19 protein-coding genes are annotated in these 20541 nt (G+C 47.3%); 8 read left to right on the top strand and 11 right to left on the bottom strand.

From position 1 onward, the window contains the following. From AD930_RS17815 to peaA, 8 genes are all read right to left on the bottom strand, one after another. The coding region (locus tag AD930_RS17815) for a molybdopterin cofactor-binding domain-containing protein (protein ID WP_156476962.1) at nt 1-714 on the bottom strand (714 nt) is incomplete at its 3' end. 12 nt (nt 715-726) lie between these two features. Beyond that, on the bottom strand, nt 727-1440 hold the full coding sequence (gene qhpE, locus AD930_RS09200; protein ID WP_208598591.1) for a subtilisin-like serine protease QhpE: 714 nt from the start codon (nt 1438-1440) through the stop codon (nt 727-729). A gap of 70 nt (nt 1441-1510) precedes the next feature. Then, the gene (locus AD930_RS09195) at nt 1511-3211 is read right to left on the bottom strand and encodes an ABC transporter ATP-binding protein (RefSeq protein ID WP_061505996.1); all 1701 of its coding nucleotides are present in this window, start codon (nt 3209-3211) and stop codon (nt 1511-1513) included. 8 nt (nt 3212-3219) lie between these two features. Further along, nucleotides 3220-4233, bottom strand: coding sequence for a hypothetical protein (locus AD930_RS17810; protein WP_156102499.1), 1014 nt, complete (start codon nt 4231-4233; stop codon nt 3220-3222). A gap of 18 nt (nt 4234-4251) precedes the next feature. After that, nucleotides 4252-5343: a YncE family protein gene (locus tag AD930_RS09190; RefSeq protein ID WP_061505995.1), complete on the bottom strand. Its 1092-nt coding sequence runs from the start codon at nt 5341-5343 to the stop codon at nt 4252-4254. Between the two features lie 70 nt (nt 5344-5413). Next, a complete protein-coding gene (gene qhpC, locus AD930_RS09185; protein ID WP_043550828.1) occupies nt 5414-5752 on the bottom strand; it encodes a quinohemoprotein amine dehydrogenase subunit gamma in 339 nt (112 codons plus the stop codon). Continuing rightward, nucleotides 5749-7221: a quinohemoprotein amine dehydrogenase maturation protein gene (peaB, locus tag AD930_RS09180; protein ID WP_061505994.1), complete on the bottom strand. Its 1473-nt coding sequence runs from the start codon at nt 7219-7221 to the stop codon at nt 5749-5751. Before peaB ends, qhpC begins: the two co-directional genes overlap by 4 nt. Next, entirely contained in the window at nt 7218-9257 is a 2040-nt protein-coding gene (gene peaA / locus AD930_RS09175; RefSeq protein WP_208598590.1) for a quinohemoprotein amine dehydrogenase subunit alpha, read from the bottom strand. The genes peaB and peaA overlap by 4 nt, the downstream gene beginning before the upstream one ends. A gap of 669 nt (nt 9258-9926) precedes the next feature. Between peaA and AD930_RS09165 the strand changes: the two genes are divergently transcribed. From AD930_RS09165 to AD930_RS17415, 5 genes are all read left to right on the top strand, one after another. Continuing rightward, nucleotides 9927-10937: a LacI family DNA-binding transcriptional regulator gene (locus AD930_RS09165; RefSeq protein WP_156476961.1), complete on the top strand. Its 1011-nt coding sequence runs from the start codon at nt 9927-9929 to the stop codon at nt 10935-10937. Between the two features lie 91 nt (nt 10938-11028). Continuing rightward, nucleotides 11029-11889, top strand: coding sequence for a shikimate dehydrogenase family protein (locus AD930_RS09160; RefSeq protein WP_061506013.1), 861 nt, complete (start codon nt 11029-11031; stop codon nt 11887-11889). Nucleotides 11890-11932: 43 nt separating this feature from the next. Beyond that, nucleotides 11933-13402 carry a sugar porter family MFS transporter gene (locus AD930_RS09155; RefSeq protein ID WP_082781803.1) on the top strand — a complete coding sequence of 490 codons (1470 nt, stop codon included), beginning with the start codon at nt 11933-11935 and terminating at the stop codon, nt 13400-13402. A gap of 393 nt (nt 13403-13795) precedes the next feature. Continuing rightward, a complete protein-coding gene (locus AD930_RS09150) occupies nt 13796-14029 on the top strand; it encodes a hypothetical protein (RefSeq protein WP_061505990.1) in 234 nt (77 codons plus the stop codon). Between the two features lie 9 nt (nt 14030-14038). Beyond that, a complete protein-coding gene (locus AD930_RS17415) occupies nt 14039-14359 on the top strand; it encodes a hypothetical protein (RefSeq protein ID WP_082781800.1) in 321 nt (106 codons plus the stop codon). On the opposite strand, the gene AD930_RS09145 is transcribed toward AD930_RS17415, so the two are convergent. Next, nucleotides 14356-15579 carry an NAD(P)/FAD-dependent oxidoreductase gene (locus tag AD930_RS09145; protein WP_156476959.1) on the bottom strand — a complete coding sequence of 408 codons (1224 nt, stop codon included), beginning with the start codon at nt 15577-15579 and terminating at the stop codon, nt 14356-14358. The genes AD930_RS17415 and AD930_RS09145 overlap by 4 nt on opposite strands. A 488-nt stretch (nt 15580-16067) precedes the next feature. Here AD930_RS09145 and AD930_RS09140 point away from each other — a divergent pair, with 488 nt between their 5' ends. The 3 genes from AD930_RS09140 (at nt 16068) to AD930_RS09130 (ending at nt 18728) form a co-directional block, all read left to right on the top strand. Continuing rightward, the gene (locus AD930_RS09140; protein ID WP_061506011.1) at nt 16068-17063 is read left to right on the top strand and encodes a sterol desaturase family protein; all 996 of its coding nucleotides are present in this window, start codon (nt 16068-16070) and stop codon (nt 17061-17063) included. Between the two features lie 73 nt (nt 17064-17136). Continuing rightward, nucleotides 17137-17751, top strand: coding sequence for a hypothetical protein (locus tag AD930_RS09135; protein WP_061505988.1), 615 nt, complete (start codon nt 17137-17139; stop codon nt 17749-17751). A gap of 29 nt (nt 17752-17780) precedes the next feature. Further along, nucleotides 17781-18728 (top strand): Vgb family protein, encoded by a 948-nt coding sequence (locus AD930_RS09130; protein WP_208598589.1) that lies wholly within the window; start codon nt 17781-17783, stop codon nt 18726-18728. Between the two features lie 172 nt (nt 18729-18900). Here the strand turns inward: AD930_RS09130 and AD930_RS09125 are convergent, their stop codons facing one another. Together AD930_RS09125 and AD930_RS09120 are read right to left on the bottom strand one after the other, a co-directional pair. Then, nucleotides 18901-19254 carry a molybdopterin cofactor-binding domain-containing protein gene (locus AD930_RS09125; RefSeq protein ID WP_264820955.1) on the bottom strand — a complete coding sequence of 118 codons (354 nt, stop codon included), beginning with the start codon at nt 19252-19254 and terminating at the stop codon, nt 18901-18903. A gap of 562 nt (nt 19255-19816) precedes the next feature. Beyond that, entirely contained in the window at nt 19817-20515 is a 699-nt protein-coding gene (locus AD930_RS09120) for an SDR family NAD(P)-dependent oxidoreductase (protein ID WP_061505985.1), read from the bottom strand. Nucleotides 20516-20541: the final 26 nt, after the last annotated feature.

Raw genomic sequence — 20541 nt, 5'->3', positions numbered from 1 at the left:
AACCATGCCTGGCACACGCACATCAATACCAAATATAGCCTTACCTGTTACTTTTGCAGGAATATCAACACGTGGACAAGAATGACCTATGAGTTTCCATTCTGCCGGAGGCTTAAGAGGAATGTGTTCAGGCACATGCTGTCGGCCCGCATCGAGGGCGAAATCGCCATAAGGTGCATGATAACGCCCTGATACATCAGATATAATTCCGTTTTCTGCATAAAGGCTTTGTTGGGGCAGGTTCCATTTTTCAGCAGCGGCCGCTAGCAGCATAAGCCTTGCTGATGCGGCAGCTTGTCTAAGCGGAATCCACCCTTTCCTCACAGATTTAGACCCGCCAGTAGAGAGAGATTTCAGAAACGCAGGCGAAATATCACTGACTTCTTGTGGTAACGCCGTAAGAACCGTTATAGCCTCAAGCGCGACCTCAAGCTCCTCTGCTATCATCATAGCTTCGGTCGTATAAATACCTTGCCCCATTTCTATATTTGGAACAATAAGAGAAATCTGGTTATCCGTCCCAATCCTGACTAGTCCACCTAGCGTTGTCGGAGTGTCCGGCTTTAGAGAATTAGATAAAGCAGAACGCGCTGCCTCAGCATGTACGCGGGGTGCTTGTGCAAATGCCAGTAGCAATCCACCTCCAGCCAAAAAATGACGGCGAGACACCGAACCTAAGGCATTGTTGGCGTTGTGAACAAAAACTGACGACATTAGGCCCTCCTGTCAGGTGAGAGATCGGCTAACATGCGCTGAAGAGGCATCAGCTTTCTGTCGCAAAACATCTTCCAGAGTGGATGAAAGCCCCCTCTCTCTAATTTCTTGCAGAAAGCACGCGGATGAACCTGTTATTTGTGCGACAGAAAAACTAACTCCATAAAGGTTCCGGCGTTGCGGCACGCCAGGGATCGCTCGAGGGTAACCTGAAGCAGAAAGTGTCAGCTTTTCGTTTTCTGACAGTACCTGGTAGCTTGTGCAGGGTATGTCCCAGTCTAGTGTCACACCAACAACATCTGGCAAGATACCGGGATAGCAGATACTCCCGCCTACATCTTGTGCTGCAATAAGTGTTGCGCCGGCCTGTCTGGCACTGCCGATAGCTGTAATCAGTGCCTCAGCATGGGCTGGGTTTGTTGAACCCAGACTAAGGTTAATCAAGTGAACTCGCTGTGTAATTGCCCATTCAATAGCCTGAACAAGTGCATTTTTACTTGTTTTAAGGCTGTCATTAAAAACCTGAATGGGCACATAAAGGGCTGCTGGAGCCTTTTCCTGAATCGCGGCCATAACAGCTGTACCATGCCCTAAACGGTCCATGGTTGCATCTTCACCATATTCTTTTCTTTGACCCGGATAAATCGCGATTCCCGGTAATAGACGGCTTGCATCAATGTGGGGGTGGCGTGGATTAACTCCGCTATCTATGACGGCAATCCGCACGCCGTCTCCCGAGTAACTAGAGAGACAAGGTGGAGGATCAAGCGGCCGCGGCAAAGGAGGTTGTGAGAGCTCAGGCATACATATTCTTCCTCGAAGTGCTGACATGTATCCCGTCTTCTTTAAGGGTAATAATCTGATCTGCCAGTTTTGACAGTTCAGGACGATGTGTAATGACAATAAGTGTTGCCGCCGGAAATGCTTCTCTTAAACCAGAGGTAATGATTTGCTCTGTCGTAGAATCAAGAGCTGCGGTGGGTTCATCCAATATCAAGATATCCGGATTGCGTAACAATGCACGGGCAAAGGCAATACGTTGGCGCTCCCCGGCTGAAAGGGACAGTCCCCTCTCGCCCGTTTGTGTTTCTAACCCATCAGGTAGACGAGCAATAAGGCCTTCTAACCCAGCAAGCCGCACTGCTCGTGCAATATCTTTGGGTGTTGTTTTTGGAATACCAAATCTTATGTTGGCAGCAATCGTATCATTAAATAAATACGGTGATTGATCAATCAAAAGAATTCTTTTTCTCAGGTCACCTAACTGAAATTCTTTTAGGTCAACATCACCAACGGTTATACATCCCTGATCCGGATCTATATTCCGAACAATCAAATCAGCAAGACTTGATTTTCCAACGCCACTGTGTCCGAGCACCGTGCATAAGCATCCATGTGGAATATCAAAGCTAACCTCACGTAGCACATCACGTGCGCCATGACGTAAAGACACATTCTTAAAACGAATAGTCATGGGAAGACCCGTAAATGTACGAGCATCTGGACGTTCGCGCACTTCTGGTTGTGTCTCAAACAATTCAATAATTCGAGCCAATGAAACACGAGCTGAACTTAATCCAGACGCTAATCCCATAAGCACCTGCACCGGACCAAAAAGACGTGCCTGATAACTCATGAAAGCAACAAGAGTGCCAATCGTCATATGACCATGTATGACTTGTATGCCCCCATATAAAACAATGCAGGAAGAAGTGAGGGTTAACACTGTACCCGGCACAGCCCCCGCCAGAAAAGAGGTAAATTGCATGCGCATCATGGCAGAAACAAACGCGTTATTACCAGCCTTAAACCTGGCGATTTCGTTTTCTCCGGCATTTAAAGCGGTAATGACACGCATGCCCATGATGGTTTCGACAAGCATGCTCCCCAGATCAGCTCCACGTTCACGCATCTGACGCGTAAGATCTGTCAGTTTTTTCTGATAGTGCATGAAAATAAACATACAGACTGGAATAAGAACAACGCTGAATAGAGCCATCCGCCAGTCAAGCCAGAGCATAAGCGCTATGCACCCACCAAGAGTCAGCACATTGCTAACTACTGAAAGGAGAGTATCAGCCGTGGCGCGCTGAATGTCACTGATATCACTATTAATACGCGACATCAGGTCACCAAGACGAAAGCGCGCATAAAAACGTGGGGAGAGTGTTTGCAAATGCCGCAAAAGAGCCCCTCGCATGTCAAATAGCATAGATGATGAAGCAGAAACATACAGGTAGCTTGAAAGGATATTCAGAGCGTATCCTCCAATTGCGATAAGAACCATCGCTATAGCAATTTCGATCAGCGCCGTTAAGTTACATGGCATAAGCGCAACATCTATCATTTGCCGTGATAACCAAGGTTGTGACAGGCCCAGAGCTGTTGCTAAAAGGCTAATCACGATAACAAAAACTAATGGACGCAGGTAAGGCTTCATGAATGGCAGCAATAAACTGTAGCTACGCCACGGTGCAGGAGAAGAGAATGTGCTCATGCCGCAGTTCACCTAGGAATTAAACGAAAATTATGAAGCTCATATTTTGGCTCAGGTAGTTTTTCAAGCTGCGCACTACACCATTCAAACCCCTTAATAAGATCTGAAACCTGCTGTTGCCACCATGGTGTACATCCGCCTGATGTATAAAACTGTGCACAAAGCCTTAGATGGCGGCGCATAGAAGCCAACAGGAGAGAATGATAATGCGTAAGAATCTTATCACAGGACGTTTCTGCACAGTCTCTGTCTGCCAGTGCTTGAATAACAGCAGCCGCAAGAATAGCCTCCCGTGCGGCCTGGCCTGTTCCATCACCGCAAATAGGGTCAAACGCAATGGCTTGCGTGCCACAAGCAAGCCAATTTGGACCTGAAAGCCGGTTTAACATGCGGGGTGCTGTTTCAAATATGGCGCGGGCTGGCTTAGCCACAACGACACGACGTTGAAGATACCTGCTGCGGGAGAGAAGGGTGTCAAGTTCAGCTCCAACTCCTAGAAGCCACCCTTGCCCGTGGGCTGTGGGAATTAAAAAAATCCATCCACTATCAAGTGATTCAATCCAGCAGGCATTACTTTCTTCCTTACATAAAAGCACCACCTCTGCCGCGGAGCCTATTCGTTTACCAAAAGACTGGTGACTGCTTTCCGGAAAGGGCGTTGCTGCAAAAACCCGAAAATCAGCGGCAGTGTCAGCCCCTATGTCTGAAACTGGTTGGGGCAGAAGTTTATTAAGTTGATGCGCACCAAGCGCAATACCGGAATGTTTTATACTTACGGCATCATTATCACCCCAGGCCACGATTCTACGCGTGATTGGGTGGTATTGGTCTGTAGGGAGGCGCTCACCCAGACAATCGTTTAGAAGATTAAGAGTGGCCTCGCTGAGCATAACAGCAGGGTTACCAGAACGTTGGCGCGTATCGACACTCACCCTAATACCACTTCGCTCCAGCAGCCGTGTACAGCAACGAGCAGAAATCCCGTCTCCTAATATCGCGATCAGATCTGGCTGCTTGCTCAAGAGTGATATCTTTCTATGTTATTGAGGTAAGTTAATAATACCCGCCATAGTAATGTCGTTACGCAGTTCCCAATCTGTTTCCTGTTTTAACGTTTTGGCGTTATAGACAGCGATATCGTAGCCAGCACCATAGATATAAAGTTTTTTTCCATCGTATGACATACTGAAGTAAAACCTGCGGCGGCAGGGGAATTCTGCGTGATCTACCGCGATATTATTCTTAATATCGAAATGCCACACTTCGCAACGCTGACTTCCATATTCGCCATTTTGTTCAATAGCATAACCGTCTTTCCCATCTGGACTTATTTCAAGTCCCTCCACAGTGTGTGGAGCCGCGCCAATAGGGGTATAATTGAATGTGCCGGATGTCAGGTCAAATCGAGCCACACCAAATGTTTTGTTATGGATATAGGGGTCTTGGGACTGAAACAGTGAAATATAATGATTAGGGTCTCTCTGAGCATGAATGATACCGCCCATATTCACGTCCCGATTCAATGAAGAGTCAGGCATTGCTAAATCAATGCGACGCGTCACTTTCAGGTCATGGGTATCGACAATGAGAACTTTTTTACTAAAAACATAGAAGGTCTTACCATTAGGTGAGACAGCAAAAGAAGGACGGCCGTTACTAACCTTGTCATCATCATCAATATCGGCTGAACGAACTACTTTCTTTTCTTGGATGTCTATAACAAGATATTGCGGTTTACCTATACGGTAACGGTCCAGAAGTTTATTCATATGCCAACCGATAGCATAGAAGTAATGACCTGAAGCATCCGGTACACCGCCGAGAAAGCGGTATTTATCTATCGGAGTATTCAAAGAAAATTTCGTCAACACCTTGTGACTATAGGCATCAACAACCTCTAGTCCAGCGGCTGTCAACGTCATGACATAAATTTTCTTGCCGTCAGCCGAAAGCTGAATATTTGAAGGCAGTCCAGTTTCCATAGTTACTTTTTGAGTAACATGACCATTTGTATCGTCAACAAATTGTAGCTGGTCTGGATACCCCCCCAGAACAATAGTTGCTGCATTTGCTTGAACAGATACTGTTGTAGCTAGCGCGCAAAAAGCTGATCTAAAACCAGTAATTTTCATGACGTGAGGTTTTCCTTGGGGAGGAATTCAGCAATAAGGTTTCAAACCCAGAGATGGATGATAGTGCGTTTTACGGAAAGACAATATCCAGATTACGCCAGTCTTTTGTAGCGGAAGCACAGTTACTGGCCCAATCGGGAGAATAATTGACATGATCAGGGACTTGCACAGGCCAGAAGCAAGTCACGTAACAATCATAAATATCGCGTTCTACTGGTTGGCAGAGACCTGCAGTACCCCCACCCGCATCAACCTCCCACCCAGGAGAGAAGGAAAGAGTGCAGCCCATCGGCACATGTGGCCGAGGAGGAGGCGTTGTTTGTTGAAGCGCCACAAAATCCTGGTCTGACTGATCTGCCACATCTTCAATCCGTCGGGCTTTGTTGTTGAGAGCTTTCAGATGTTTCATGATAAAGCTTTCCGCTCAGAAAATTTTTCAAGAAATCCAGGGTTTTTCAACGCAAGTACCCCATATATTTTAAGACAAGCATCTGTCCACTCACGGATCCAGTCGCAATAATGCAAATTGGCATGTCCTGTATCGCCATAGCGTACAAAAGCTTCGTGGTGACAGCCACCAGCACAGAGGGGGCGAGCCCAGCACGTATGGCAGTCATATTTGGTTCCAATATGACCACGAGAAAGAAAATCACTGCGTTTTTCAGAATCGATACCGGTATTAATATTTCCCAGAGTATGGCTATCGGCATCTGTAAAACGATGACAAGGAGAAAGATCACCTGATGGGCTGACGCCCAGCAGACCAAGACCTGCACCACAAGGATGTGATTTGTTTATGCCTTTTGTTAGTTCGCCTATGGTTTCCGAAACATTGGAAAAACCGTGCATCTGATTACGTAGAGCAAAACTTAGCCATTCTTTAGCTAAATTACGAAATTCCTGCAAAACATCACCCATATCCGTATCATTGATACTATAGGACTGTTTTTCTGAACTTGTTACCGGAGCAAACCCAATCTCGTGAAATCCAATGTCGTCTTTAAGATGACGATAAATACGAGTGACATCGGTTACGCCATCGGTCAGAGTAACGCGAGCGGTGATGGCGCGGCTTTTATGCTTCTCTATCAATTTGCGCAGACGGGGTGCAATTACATCATATGAACCTTTTCCGTTTTTAAAAACACGGTTTTTATTCTGTAAATCTGATGGTCCATCTATACTAACGGTAACCCCAACCTGGTGTTCTGACAGAAACTCTATAATCTCATCAGACAAGAGCGTTGCGTTTGTTGTCAGGCTAAACGTAATTGCCTTCCCACTTTGTGCAGCGCGTTCTTCAGAAAATAGAACAACATCGCGCAATAAACGGAAATTCATAAGTGTTTCACCACCAAAAAAAGTGATGTGAACAGCTTTACGTTGAGCAGATTTCTCTAGCAAAAAGTCAACAGACTGCTTTGCTGTCTCCAGTGTCATAAATTTTTTCTTGCCTTGCGGCGTTGCAATTTTATCAGATCCAAATTCATAGCAGTATGTACATGCTAGGTTACACTGGTTGGTAATGTTTAAGACCAAAGCCTGCAGAGGAAAATCTGACGGAGGTGCTTCGGGTTTTTCAGGTACGAAATTTTCTGTTACAATGACTTGTACCAACAAGAGTTCACGAATCAGATCTTCTGCATCTTTCTTGGAGTGACCTTGCTGTACAAGAGCTGCAATAAGTTCCGCATGCTCCATTGGTTTATTTTTAAGCTGCTCCAGAACCGCGCTGGCGGCATCATCAAGTGCAAAAATTGCTCCTGCTGCTACAACATAAATGAATTCATGGCCGTCAGCACTGAACTCATGCAGTTCACTGCGGTGATAATACGGCCTGACTGCAAGGGAGGTGTCCCGACGATGTAAAACATTCATTGTGATACCTCCGGCTGATCCCAGCGTTTGTATGCCGGTACTGTTGTTACAAGATAGCTGCGCCCAACAAGCGGGGTACCGTTGGCATCTTTTTCCGTTTTTGCAGTGCCAACCACCCATACTTCACCGTAATTATTGCGCATAAAACGCCGCTTGGTGTTTGGGCCTTCGACATTGGGTGTAAACAGACCCGTGACAGGATTGATCGCCCCGACAAACTGTACATCATCGTCGTAGGCAACTGTTGAAAACTCTGCCAGGGACCAAGTTGCAGGCACAGGTTTGATCAGGAAATCATCCGACGTCCCTGATTTCCCATCCGGCCCGTTTGACCATCCTTCAGCTGAAAACTGCTGGTAGCCCTTCCCGTATTTTATACCACCCAGATGCGCCAAAGAGGTCTGTGGCGTAACTTTCAAATAGTCAATGTGGGAATAAATAGTCAAACCCTGAGGCAACACCGTGCCCCGCATGGCAACATTACGTGCTCCAGGAGTTGCATTTGCTGCGACGTCAACGGTAAGGACGATTTCATGGGGTGTAGCGGAAACAATTTTTCGCACTGTAACCCCGCCACCCATATCAATGTCCTGAAGAGAGAATGACGTTGGCAGCGCATCACCATAAAGATGGATCTGTATTTGTTGGGCTGACGACTGCAGCGCTGCAGGTGAAACCAGTGCAAGAATTGGTGTGCCGGTTTCACGCGTAAGCATGACATCCAGACCGAACTCGTGATATTCTCCCCAATACCAACGACCCGTTCCTTTGGTTTGGTCCGGTGCAAACCACATGGTCTCCCGCATTGGGGCAGCCATATCATCAGGGCTTGTTGTCTGAGCACCACTACGGGAGGTGCCACGCCATGAATACCCTGCATACACAAGCCCCGTACCCTTACGGCTAAAGGCTTGGTGACCATCAAGTAAGCGTAACGTAGTCTCTGTGGTGAATGTTGCATTCCCCGGTGCTGTTGGTGTGACTGTCATCTCCCCAATAAGTGGCCCATGACCAACAAAATTAGCTTTAACAAACCACTTACCGGATAGGGCTGGTATCTGTATGGATGGGCTCCAGGCGGCCCATTCGGGGGTATGCAACTGCGCATTCTTTTTCAGCCACTCAAGAGCAACCAGAGACTGTGGCACCTGCTTCTTTGGGTCACTTCCCTCTCCTGCGTGAGCAGGCCGGGTGTCGACCAGTGTATCATAAGCATGCTGCGCAGTGGGGTAGAGTCCTTTATGCATATTCTGCAAAAGCGCCCATTCTCGATAACTGCGACGTGACGACATGACCTGAGCAAAAGCATGGCAACTTGCACAGGTTTGATGCAACGTATCATTCGGAATGATTGTTTCATCCAAAATGCGGTGTTCGGCAAAATACATGACAGGCTTTGCTTCATCGGGAGCAAGGCCATGTGATGTTGAAAGGTACCTTACAATTGAACGCGCCTCATCTGGCGTGATGGACAAGCCGTTTAGCTTCACCATACGCTTAAGAGTTTGCGCCCAGCCTTCTGGTGTAGCTCTGGTCCATGAAATGCGAGACAGATCTTCTTTGCTGTCTGCGGTATGGCAGGCGCCACATTTTTCTTTGGTCAGAGGATCGGTTACCGGAATTCCCACTTCTGTCTCAAGCCAATCGGCTGGATCCCTATCCGCTTGAGATGCGTCAATGGATTGAGAGAAGGCCGCAGACGAAGATATGCCAGAAGATAAAATTACGAGAAGCCCCAACGTGCGACGCATATTTTTTCTTACCATATAAGTCAGCGACGAGGACCAGTCGCTAACAGTAATAAACGAAATGGTCATACTGGACTGATCCTCTTGGTCATCGAGGCACGTCAGCCCGTGGATTGCTTGACGTACCCCCCCCGACAAAAACTTTGCTAAATCGAATCGATTATAAATATTCCTTGTGCGTAACGTAATGTCAACTGACCTCTTGCCGATAAGGAAATTTGTTTCTTCTTGTGTTGTTTTTGAGACTAAGCCTCTAGGATGCAAGACCTGTTCATCCGGCGGAGCCACCGGTATGCCTTTGACTAGATCTTCGTTGCGCTAACAGAGCAGTCTGGCCGTGCGACGCATCTGATGATTGATGCGCACACTTCATGTTGCATTGGACAGCAACTCTCTGCTCAAAAAGAGGCTTTCCCTCCGCCGTATAAGGCGCACAAAAGGCAGGTTTAACTCAAAGCTGCATGCCGCGTGTGACGGCCAGCCGGTCAGTGCCTTCAAAGGCCCTGATGTGCTGCTCGCAGGCACTCCCGATAGCAGGGAGGGAGCCATCGGTGACCCAGGTAATGATAGTAAGCGGGTTAGACAGGCTTTTATGGAAAAATATCATCGCCTGCATTCAGCCGAAGAAGAGTAGAAAACCAGGGTCACCTTACAATTGGCACCTTTATAAAAAGAACAAATTTATAAAAAATTTTTTTATGACTTAAAGAATGGCCACATGTAGTAATCAGGCATGAGCGGTCCGACCGTACATCCATGTCTGCAATCCACCTTGCGGCAAGCTTCATCTTCTATCTCAAAAAATGCTTTTTGAACCTAACGCACTTGAGTATTTTTCGGAGCGTGCTTAGGAAAAATATTAGAGGTTGGCAGCAATTACTGACCCATAGTAGATAACTGCAGGGTGCCTTCTTCAGTCGTTACGGCACGCCACATCAGCCAAAGGAGACCAAAACCATTCGCTCCGTTACGTCGATCGATGTTGCTAAATTGGCGGGTGTCTCACAGTCGGCTGTCTCCCGTGCCTTTTCTTCAAACGCGAGTATTTCCGCCAAGACGAAGGAAAGGGTAATGGCTGCGGCTGCCACGCTCGGGTACCGCCCCAATCGGATACCAGGCATCATGCTTTCCGGACGATCCCATATGGTTGGTGTCGTTATCGGGGGGCTAGATAATCCATTTTATGCTTCCGCACTCGAGCGGCTTGCAATTGCCCTGCGTCAGGCAGGACTGCAGGTTCTCCTGGTTCAGGTTGACGATGCGCTGACTTTGGATTCCGCACTTGACCAATTGGCCAGTTACAGAATTGATGCAGTGGTCACTTCATTGGCTGTGGGCTCGCAATCCGTTGCTCATGCATTCTCCGAGCTTCAGACCCCCGTGATCTGTTTTAATTCATCTTTTGTGGGTCCATGGATATCTACGGTCACATCTAACAATTATGGAGCGGGCCAGACCGCAGCAGAAATTTTTCTCAAACAAGGCGTTATACATCCCGTGTGGCTGGCAGGCCCGGCAAAAAATGCCGCCTCCCGTGCACGAGCAGACGGCTTTTGCGATACCCTTGAAAAAGCATCTGACCGTTTTGACAAACTGATTCGGCTTCGCGGCGATGATACCTATCAAAGTGGCTATAATGCCATTTGTCGCCTATTGCAGCGGGGGGCACGTCCCGATGGTATTTTTTCCAGTAACGATATGATGGCCTGTGGTGTACTCGACGCCCTGCGTGAGTGTGGAGATCTGCGGTGCCCTAATGATGTGATCGTGTTGGGTTATGACAATATCCCTCAGGCAGCATGGCATGGCTATGATCTGACTTCTTTCGACCAACGGACGGATCAAATGGTGACGGTCGCTATGGATCTGCTGAATGAGGCCCTTCAAACCGTCGATCATCCCTTTTCCCAAACCCGCACCATTAACGCGCAGTTGATCGAACGCGGCAGCACGCGCACGAGTAAATAAGGGGTTGGGGGTTGCACTTCCCGGCAAAAATGGTCTTCATTGCATAGCTATGCATGAAAGCTCCACAGCAACCAAAAAGGGACGCAACACGATGGACCGCAATTTCCGTAGCATTCTCACCGGTTCGTTCTCGACCCCGTGCGCAGACAACCCTACCGTCGCGATGATCGAAGCTGGCTTTCAGCACGCAGGACTGGACGCACGCTATATCAACTGTGACGTGAAGCCTGCGCACCTCGGCGAGGCAGTCCGCGGCGCTCTGGCCATGGAATGGGCTGGCTTCAATTGCTCCCTGCCGCATAAAGTCGCGGTTATAGAGTATCTTGATGACATGGCCGAAGCTGCCCGGATTATCGGTGCAGTCAACTGCGTCAGCATTCGGAATGGTAAACTGATAGGTGATAACACGGATGGCAAGGGCTTTCTCGCCTCACTCAGGACCGTGATTGATCCGGCAGACAAGAAGGTTTTTCTTCTTGGTGCCGGGGGAGCCGCACGGGCAATTGCCGTTGAGCTTGGTCTGGCTGGTGCCGCACATATAACCGTCGTCAATGTGGAAAAATCACACGCTGACACCATTGCTGCTCTTGTGCGTGACAATACCAAATGCGAAGCGACTGCCCAATTATGGGAAGGCGACGCACGCATCCCGGCTGGTACCGATATCGTGATCAATGCAACCTCAGTGGGCTTTGGTGACGCAGAGGCAATGGCGGCAGTCGATGTCGACACATTTGAAAAGGGCCAGGTAGTCGCTGACGTTATCCCCAACCCACCGACAACGCGCTTCCTGCGTGAAGCAAAAAAACGGGGCTGCACGCCACTTGAAGGACTTGGAATGCTGGTCAATCAGGGCGTAATCGGGGTGGAGCTATGGCTGGGCAAGACGCTTGATGCGACCGTTATGAAGCGTACGTTGAGCGACATATTCAATACATCTGATGCAGACTGAAGTCCGGGCACTGCACCTGATCACAGCAAATGGAGGCGCCGTTATGACTCCCGCGTCAGACACCTACGACAAAGCCACGTCCTTAATGCATAAGCGTGCCATATCTGCCTTTGATGCTCAGGCTCATGAAGAGGATCAAAGACAGTCTGCACGTCGGTATGTTTCCATTGCTGCCGCTGTCGCTGCGGTTGGTGGGCTCCTTTTTGGCTATGATACCGGCATCATCGCATCCGCACTGATTTTCGTAACGCAAACGTTTTCTCTTTCCACCATAGGACAGGAATGGGTTGCTGCTTCGTTAAACATCGGTGCGATTTTCGGCGCAGTGTTAAGCGGTCCGGTTTCGGACCGCTGGGGCAGACGCCCTGCCATTATGGCGGCAGCGGCAGTCTTTATCGTGGCCTCAATCGGATGCGGACTGGCTCCTGATGTAGCGGTATTGATCGTGGCCCGGCTTGGTCTGGGAGTTGCCATTGGCGCCACTACGCAGATCGTGCCAGTCTATGTGGCGGAATTGGCCCCTGCGTCTCGCCGGGGCGGGCTGGTATCCCTGTTCCAGCTTGTGTTTTCCTTAGGACTGCTTCTGGCATTTTTTGTCGGTTACGAACTATCCGGCAGGGCGGAATCATGGCGGGCCATGTTCATGCTTGGTGCCGTGCCCGCCTTGCTTCTTGCGTTTGGCATGCTTTTCTTACCCGAGAGCCCGCGCTGGCTGCTGCATAACGAACAGGAACATCATGCTGTCTCTGTACTTTATCGGCTTCGTGGCCATAAGGACGTAGTACGCGATGAGCTCGATGAGGCACTTGTTGTCAGAGCTGAAGAACACAATGGATCTGATTGGAAAAGCCTGACGCAGAAGTGGGTAAGGCCGGCACTTATCGCCGCTTTAGGAATAGCTGCTTTTTCCCAACTGTCCGGGCCTAATGTTATTGTCTATTATGCTCCCATCATCCTGTCGCAGGCAGGGCTCGGACATTCCGCAGCATTACTGACATCTGTGTCCGTTGGCGTCACATCTACCATCACAACAGCCATGGGGATCGCCCTGATTGACAGAGTGGGGAGACGCCGCATGATGCTGGTTATGCTTCCGCTGGCTGCGCTCTCCCTGTTTGTACTGGGTGCTATTTTCATCAGTTCCGCGCCACTCACCGGGATGCGTCTGACACTGATGATAATTTCTTTATTGGGATATATTTTCTTTAATTTTGGCTCGCTGTCCGTTGCAGTATGGCTGGTTGCGTCTGAGGTATTCCCTCTTATTATACGCAGCAAAGCAATGGGGCTGGCAAGTGCAACAGTCTGGTTTTCAGACACCATCGTATCTCTGATTACACTTTCTCTAGTTGAAACATTAGGTACGACAGGAACCTTCTGGCTATTTGGGCTTGTTAACGTCGCTGCGTTTCTTTTTATCTGGAAATATGTCCCTGAAACAGCCGGCACGACATTAGAATATATCGAAGGATCTTTGCTGCATAGAAATTTCTATAAAATACATAAGAAATAGGTATTCTTAATTTATCATTTAAACCCAAAAATTACGGAAACCCTTCGCTTTGTTGAAGGAAGATAACCGCATCGCCACAGAGAACAATCTGTGCCGAAGGCGGTCACTGGGTCCATATGCCTCCGTAGAAAAGCTATCTCTCTGCCGTTTCCTATGCAGGCAGGAGCACCATCCCGCGCTTCATAAGCCCTATTGGAAAACAAAAAACTTTCCATCTCAACCCGTACGTATTCACGCGTCGAGGTCAAATGACTCCGGAAACTATTGCGATAGAACCTGCAGCCTTTGAACCATCTTCACAAACAGGCTGTATTTATCGATACGAGACCTTAGGCTCAGGACGCATTAATTTGATTGTGGAAAGCTGATTCAGGTTCTGTGAGGAGACTGGAGATGAGCGACCTGTTTTGGCTGATGGATGAACAAATGGGGCGTCTGTGGCCTTTTTCTCAAAGAACCACGGTAGAGCCTGTGCTGGTGAAGTGCCTTGGGTTTTGTGAAGACAGGAAGGCCCGTGAGGTAAAAAGTATAGTCATGAGTAACAAATCGAAGCGTTTTTCGCCTAAATTTCGTGAGTGCGCGGTTCGCATGGTTCTGGAGGAAGAGAAGCACCATTCCTCGCGCTAGCCTACAGTAATGATGATCGCGCCAAAGCTGGATATTCATCATCCCAACACGCTATCAAAATGGACCCATCTGCATGAACGTGCGCATGTACCTACGGTGAGTGAGTTGTCTAATGGGGGAGAAGATCTGGCAACTGGAGAGCGCGAAAACTGCGAACTGCGGAAGACTAATGAGATCCTGCGCAAGGCATCAGCATATTTTGCTCAGCCGGAACTAGACCATCGAGTATCTTCAATGAACGGTTCTTCATTTTTCCTTATACCGGAACAGACCGTTCCATTGAGGAAAAGTCCAGTCCATAAAATGGTAGTAAAGGAAATTTACATTTAGTAATGTGTTGGGTCTATTGTGGTGTCTTCTAGAATATGCGGTGGTACTGCGCTGGAATTTCTCACTAAGCGCCGTAGTTTGCGTAACTCGCGCGTGGCGTTAACAGCCGTTATCCCGCAGATAACTGACCCAATGAGGTGGAAAATAACAAAAACTCCATCACTTGGGTTACCACGCACAACTTCGCTGGTTCCAAGCGGGTTGCCTACAACTTGAATGTTAAAGGTATACTGGTCTGTCCAGTATGACCCAGGTGATGAGTAGTCATCAGGTACACCAAGAATCGCTTTGGCTACGTGCTCGCCATGGCTCGCTGCATGCTGCCATGTTTCATCCCGGCGTTGCGTGCCATAATGTACGTTGTGATGAAAGGCGACCTCTCCCGCAGCATAAATGTCTTTAATGCTGGTTTTGCCTTGTGCATCAACAGAAATGCCACCAGCTGCAGCCTCAATCCCAGCAAGGCTGCCAAGTTCGTGTTCAGGACACACGCCAATGCCAACAACAATCAAATCTGCGGGGAGAGTGCTCTTGTCAGAGAGGGTGAGAGAATAGCCAGACTCGCTTTTTTCTACATCTATAATATGGGTTTTGCACCGAATATCTACACCGTGTTTAGTGTGTTCTGCCGCAAGAAAGTTGGCTAGTAACGGGCTGCCAGAGCGCCCCAGCGGCCTTTCCCCAGCCTCAATAATAGTAACATGAAAGCCTTGCGTCGTTGCTGAGGCAGCCACTTCAAGGCCAATAATGCCTGCACCCACAATAACCATACTGGCCCCTTTGGGTAGGCTTTGCATGTCCTGTCTTAGTCTTTGCGCATCAGACGACGTGCGCAAATAATGGATAAAGGGTGCACCGTAAGGAAAAAGAGGCAGCGTGCGGGGGCGTGAGCCTGTGGTCAAAAGGAGCGTACTGTAAGGTAGTTCTGTCCCGTCAGAGAGCGTTACAAAATGGGCAGCAGCATCAATGGCGGTCGCTTCAGCACCTAGCCTTAGGTCTATCTGGTTTGTCTTGTAAAAAGCTTCGTCACGGAGCAAGAAAGTGGTGGGCGGTGTGCTTGTATGCAGAGCATCTTTAGAGAGCGGTGGCCTGTCATAAGGCATTCTATTTTCACGGCTTAACAAGATAATCTGCCCTTTAAAGCCATTTTCCCGCAGGGCTTGGGCGGCAGATACGCCTGCTATGCCAGCCCCTACAATGACAACCATTTTTTCTTTCACTCTCGACTCTCACTTACTTGTTAATGTGTATACAAGAAAAAAATAATACTTTACCCCTATGTCAGATAAATTTTTCTCTCACAAGAGAGGGAATATATTAAAAATTACGTCGGAATAAGAAAAAATCATGTTTGCCATTCGAAATGAATAACTTGAGAGTTGTTCGTGATTGGCGAGTGGAATGCACTATTTTAATCAGCGGGCAGGACGTACAGGAACTTCTTACGCAGGATCGCTTGGTTCTCATATTAAAAATTATCAATATTTCGCTCTGTAAAGCATAAATATCTCGTCATTTTTTGTAAGCTAGAATTTTAAAAATACTAAAAATTTATAGTGCATATAACCATAAAAAGAGCTTAAAAGAGAATTGTTGCGTTTCAAGAACGGAAAAGCCAGCCAGAAACCCTTCGGGCTGCGTCGAATGACGTATGAAACTCTGATGGAGAATGAGGTAAATTCAAACCAATGAATTTTTGGAGGTGGAGATGAGCGGAACTCGCGTTGGAAACAGAGTGATCGGTTCGCAAGCTCCCGTCACGATTGGCTGGGATAATATACCAAAAGTGGAGGGGGGTAAGGTTAAGAAATTTGTCTTCACCTATTTTCAGCCGGCTATGCTCCTCGCCTTGATTGTTTTTTGGTATTACGCTCCCAATTCAATAGCGACGGCCACGACATCCATCTGGATAGGTGTAGGCTTTCGGGTTCTCTTGATGGCCCTCGAATGGGTAAATCCACGTTATGAAAGTTGGCGTTTGACTTGGAAAGAGCTGGTCACGGACCTTTTTTATGTCGGCGTGGGTTATACTTTTTTACGTATTGTAAATAGTTATATTGGTAGCGATGCGGTGATTGATTTCATCCAGAATTATTTTCATTTTGATAAAGTCATGTGGTTTCTTGTTCTCCCTCTTTTGGTGCAGGCATTTATTATTTCATTTATTTTTGATTTTGGTCAGTATTGGATGCATCGCGGTATGCATACATGGTATCCTTTGTGGTTACCGCACTCGGTTCATCATTATGTTACCCAGTTGAATATTAATAAAGGTGCAGTAGGCAATCCAACGGAGTTGTTTCTTATTGGGCTTGGTTTGGGTGGCTTTTTTGATTTTTTGCCACGAGCTGTTTTGTTAGCTGGAGCCATATCTATGGCAATTGGGGAATATCAGCATATTAACGTAAGGTTTAACACACCGCGTTGGTGGAGATATTTGTTTAATACTACGGAGCATCATAGTTTGCATCATGCACAGGATTACGAAGCAACATGTAGCAACTATGCGAGCGTTTATATTTTTATAGATAGAATGTTCGGTACTTGCGTTGACGGCGAAGCAGAACTGCTTGGAACAGAAGGGGGGCGTCGTCTTACAATTAGTGAACAAATGACGTACCCGTTCACGAATGGTTGGCGCTACTATAAGAGGAAAGTCAAAAAAGTGACCAAGCAATGGTTTGGAGCAAAAGCGCGGCAATAAGCCCTAAAACATTGTTTCACTACTATTGAATAGGTTTGACCAATTAAAATGGTTAAAGAGAAGGGACACAAAAGTGAACTGGCATCTTATTGACTGGATATGGCATATAAGAGGGTGTCTTTCAATTCCCGCGCAACAAACCAGCAGCGAAGTCTTTTGTAAAATAGATCCTTTGTTTCAGGAATTTGGGACAACGCATGAATTGAAAAGTGAGAGTCTGGTTTTTACTAAAAAAAATCAACCTTCTCAAGATAAGATGGCCGCATTTGATGATGGTGTTTTGAGCATAGAGAGCAAAAAAGAAGGTTCTGTCTTACAGTATGACTTAAGAAGTAAAACACTCCTTTTTTGTTTTCTGGCACCGTTTTTCTTTCTGGCAATGGCAGAACTTACAATTGTGGTTAAACACCTCCAAAAACCATCAACCGAATTGTCACAATCTTTAGCCGAGAAGGAAAAAGAGGAAGAGGCCAGATATCTTATTCAAAGCCCGATAGACAAAGCTTTGGGGGTGCCCGCGCCAGAAAAGAAAACAGATAAAGACGACGAGAAACAGGGCAAGAAAAAACTCTCTCCTGTAGCGGCTTACGTTTTTGCCGGTATCTTTTCGGTCTTATACGTTGTCGGCAGGATTAGCGAGGCTTTGTCCGTAAAGTCTCTTTTTAGAAGATATTTGTCTGAGTATTAATTTTCTGAGACATTAGAAAAGGTTGCGGTGTGCGTATTAAAAAAATACTAAAAAATGCTCTAATGTTAGCGGTGTTTTCACCGGTTACCTGTCTCCCTCATGCATTTGCGGCAACAGGGTCCACACAGCAGGTTATCCATGTACCGGGTTCACCAGATTTTCTTGCCGTTGATGGTGCCTCAGTTTGGGTTATGAACAGAGGGCGTGTAGAGCACTGGTCTGTGTCGGGGAAACTGGCAGAAGTTAAGCTGGGCCATCCTTGTGGTGCTATGTCAGTAACGTTTGGCTCCCTTTGGGTTGCTGATTGCAAAGCGAATAGCCTAAACCGAATAAATATCAAAACTACGCAAAAAAACGTTGTTATTCAAACAGGTATAGCAAACCCCAGAGGCGAGCTGAATGTTGTCAGTGGTGACGGCTCTATCTGGGTAGCTAGTGATGGCAGCGGGAAAGTTGCCCGTGTTGACCCACTTACAAACAAGGTCATTGCATCTATCCCGGTCGATTCTGAAACCTATTATCTTGCATTCGGTTATGGTGCCCTATGGGGTGTAAGCGCTACCCATAACACGCTTCAAAAAATCGATCCGCAAACTAACACCGTCGTCAAAAAAACCGTTCTTGGACGTGCTCCTGGCTTTCTTGCTGCGGGGGAAGGGGCTGTTTGGGTGCAAGAGCAGGGTGACGGAACAGTTGCTCGTGTCTCCCCAGAAACAGGAGAGGTTTCTGGTCGGGTAAAAGTCGATAATTCATTAATGTATGGGGATATTGATGCTGGGGGTGGTAAGATCTGGCTGCGTACCACAGACCATCAAACATTTGTTGTCATTGACCCCCAAACTCTGGCCATTCGTGCACGAGTTGGTGCACAAACGGGCAGTGGCGCCTTGCGGTACACCCCAGAAGGTATTTGGACAACATCTCACGATATTCATGTTCTGGCATGGTGGGCAAACCCGGAAAATATCGGGAATTAAAAAGCTGAAGAAAGTTATCTTATGGCGTGGCAGCTGCTTCGCGCGTGTCGGGTAGTGTCTCATTTTATAAAAGTAGCGACAAGGTAAGCTCTGCTTGCCTAACTTTGCCAATATAGAGGCGAGCATAAAAAGAACCCTCTGATAAAGCTCATCCTCTTATTGGGTGAGCTTTTCAAAAACGAGAAACAATTTCCATTAAAAAATGGGGAGAGAACGGATAGCGCTTACATCTTTTGCCTATAGCATTAAAAAGTGCATTGCCAAGTGACGGAAACGCCGCAGTCGTACTGACCTCTCCAATACTGCCGGGGTTTTCGGTAATTTTGGTGATATGCACATCAATGGGCGGTGCGTCATTAATGCACATAATCGGGTAGTTATGAAAATTACTTTGTTCTATGCGCCCATCTTTTATGTTTATTTCTTCATAAAGCGCGGTGCTAAACCCAAAAAGGAGCCCACCTTCCATTTGTGCTATAAGTGCATCTGTATTAACAGTTATTCTGCAATCCACAACGGCGGAAATTTTTTTATAGCAATAGATTTTTTATCCGTTACCACTGCTTCAGTGACCACAGCGCAATGGGACCCAAAAGCATTATGTAGGGCCGGGCCACGGCCGGTGCCTGTGGGGAACAGTCTGCTCGATTGGCTTTCTTCCGCAACACGTTTTAGACCTGCTAGGAACGAGGATTTTTGCCCAAATGGCGTAACCTGTATTGTGCGCTGGGCTAACACCCCGGCACCATTCAACTGGCACAGGTGTGTCAGCACGACTCCATGTTACAAATATCTGGGGAAAATCATAAAATGTATCTACTGCATCGGCCATAGCATTAGTATCTAGCTTGTGTGCTGCCCCCTCCCAAGAAGTGGGGTTGTAAAAGAGGATTCAAAACGTTGTCAGCGTTGCTAACAAAAAGAGAAGGCATTTGTGCGTTTGTCACCTAATAGTCTCAAGGACGAGGAGAGAAAGTAAAGCGAGTAAAAATAGTTCCACCCAAAGCGTCTGTCAGGGTTATTGGAATGGCCAAGGCAAAGTTCTTGTGAACTCAGCCTTGCTTTTCAAGTTTATTTTAAAGCCGACCTTAGTAGCTTTCTTCTGCCCTGCAATTTACGGGAATTTCCGAAATACTAACCTCATTGGGCGACGTGACAAGGAAATGCGCAACGCGGGCAATTTCTTCTGGTGGGGTCATGTTCAGTTCTGGCATCATGCCTTCAACCATGTCGGTCTTTACAAAGCCGGGGCAGATAACCGTGGCTCTAATGCCATATTCAAACCCAGTGTGACGAATGGAGTGCGCCAAAGCAAGCGTTGCAAATTTGGACACGGCATAAGGGCCAGAATCTGAATCATAAACACGTTTGCTCGACAGGGAGCCAATCATAACAACTCGGCCGCTGCCACAGGCAACAAGTTGTTCCCATGCAGCTTTTACTAGGCGGCGGGGGCTTTTAATATGGACGTCCAGAAGATCATCCATCTCATCTTCATTGATATCTATAATGTTTTTCCAAATGCCAATGCCGGCATTTGCAACAACCGCATTAATATGCCCAAAATGGCTTATTGTGCTATCAACCCAACTGGCTTCTGTTGTTGTGTCTAAGGCATCGTAGTGGCCAATCAAAACGCGCTCTTTGTCTGTTGCCCATGCTGGTATTTGGGATCTGCGCATACCAAGGCTAACACACCAGCCTTCATTGTAAAATTTTTTGGCAATTGCAGCCCCCATGCCTCTTGCTGCGCCTGAAACCATAATGACTTTTTGTGTTATTTCCATCAGAAATTTCCTTGCTTATGGTAGTT

The sequence above is a fragment of the Acetobacter malorum genome, from assembly GCF_001580615.1.
Classification (GTDB): Bacteria; Pseudomonadota; Alphaproteobacteria; order Acetobacterales; family Acetobacteraceae; genus Acetobacter; species Acetobacter malorum.
Note: the sequence above shows the minus strand (reverse complement) of the source record. Positions and strands in the feature narration are given on the sequence as shown.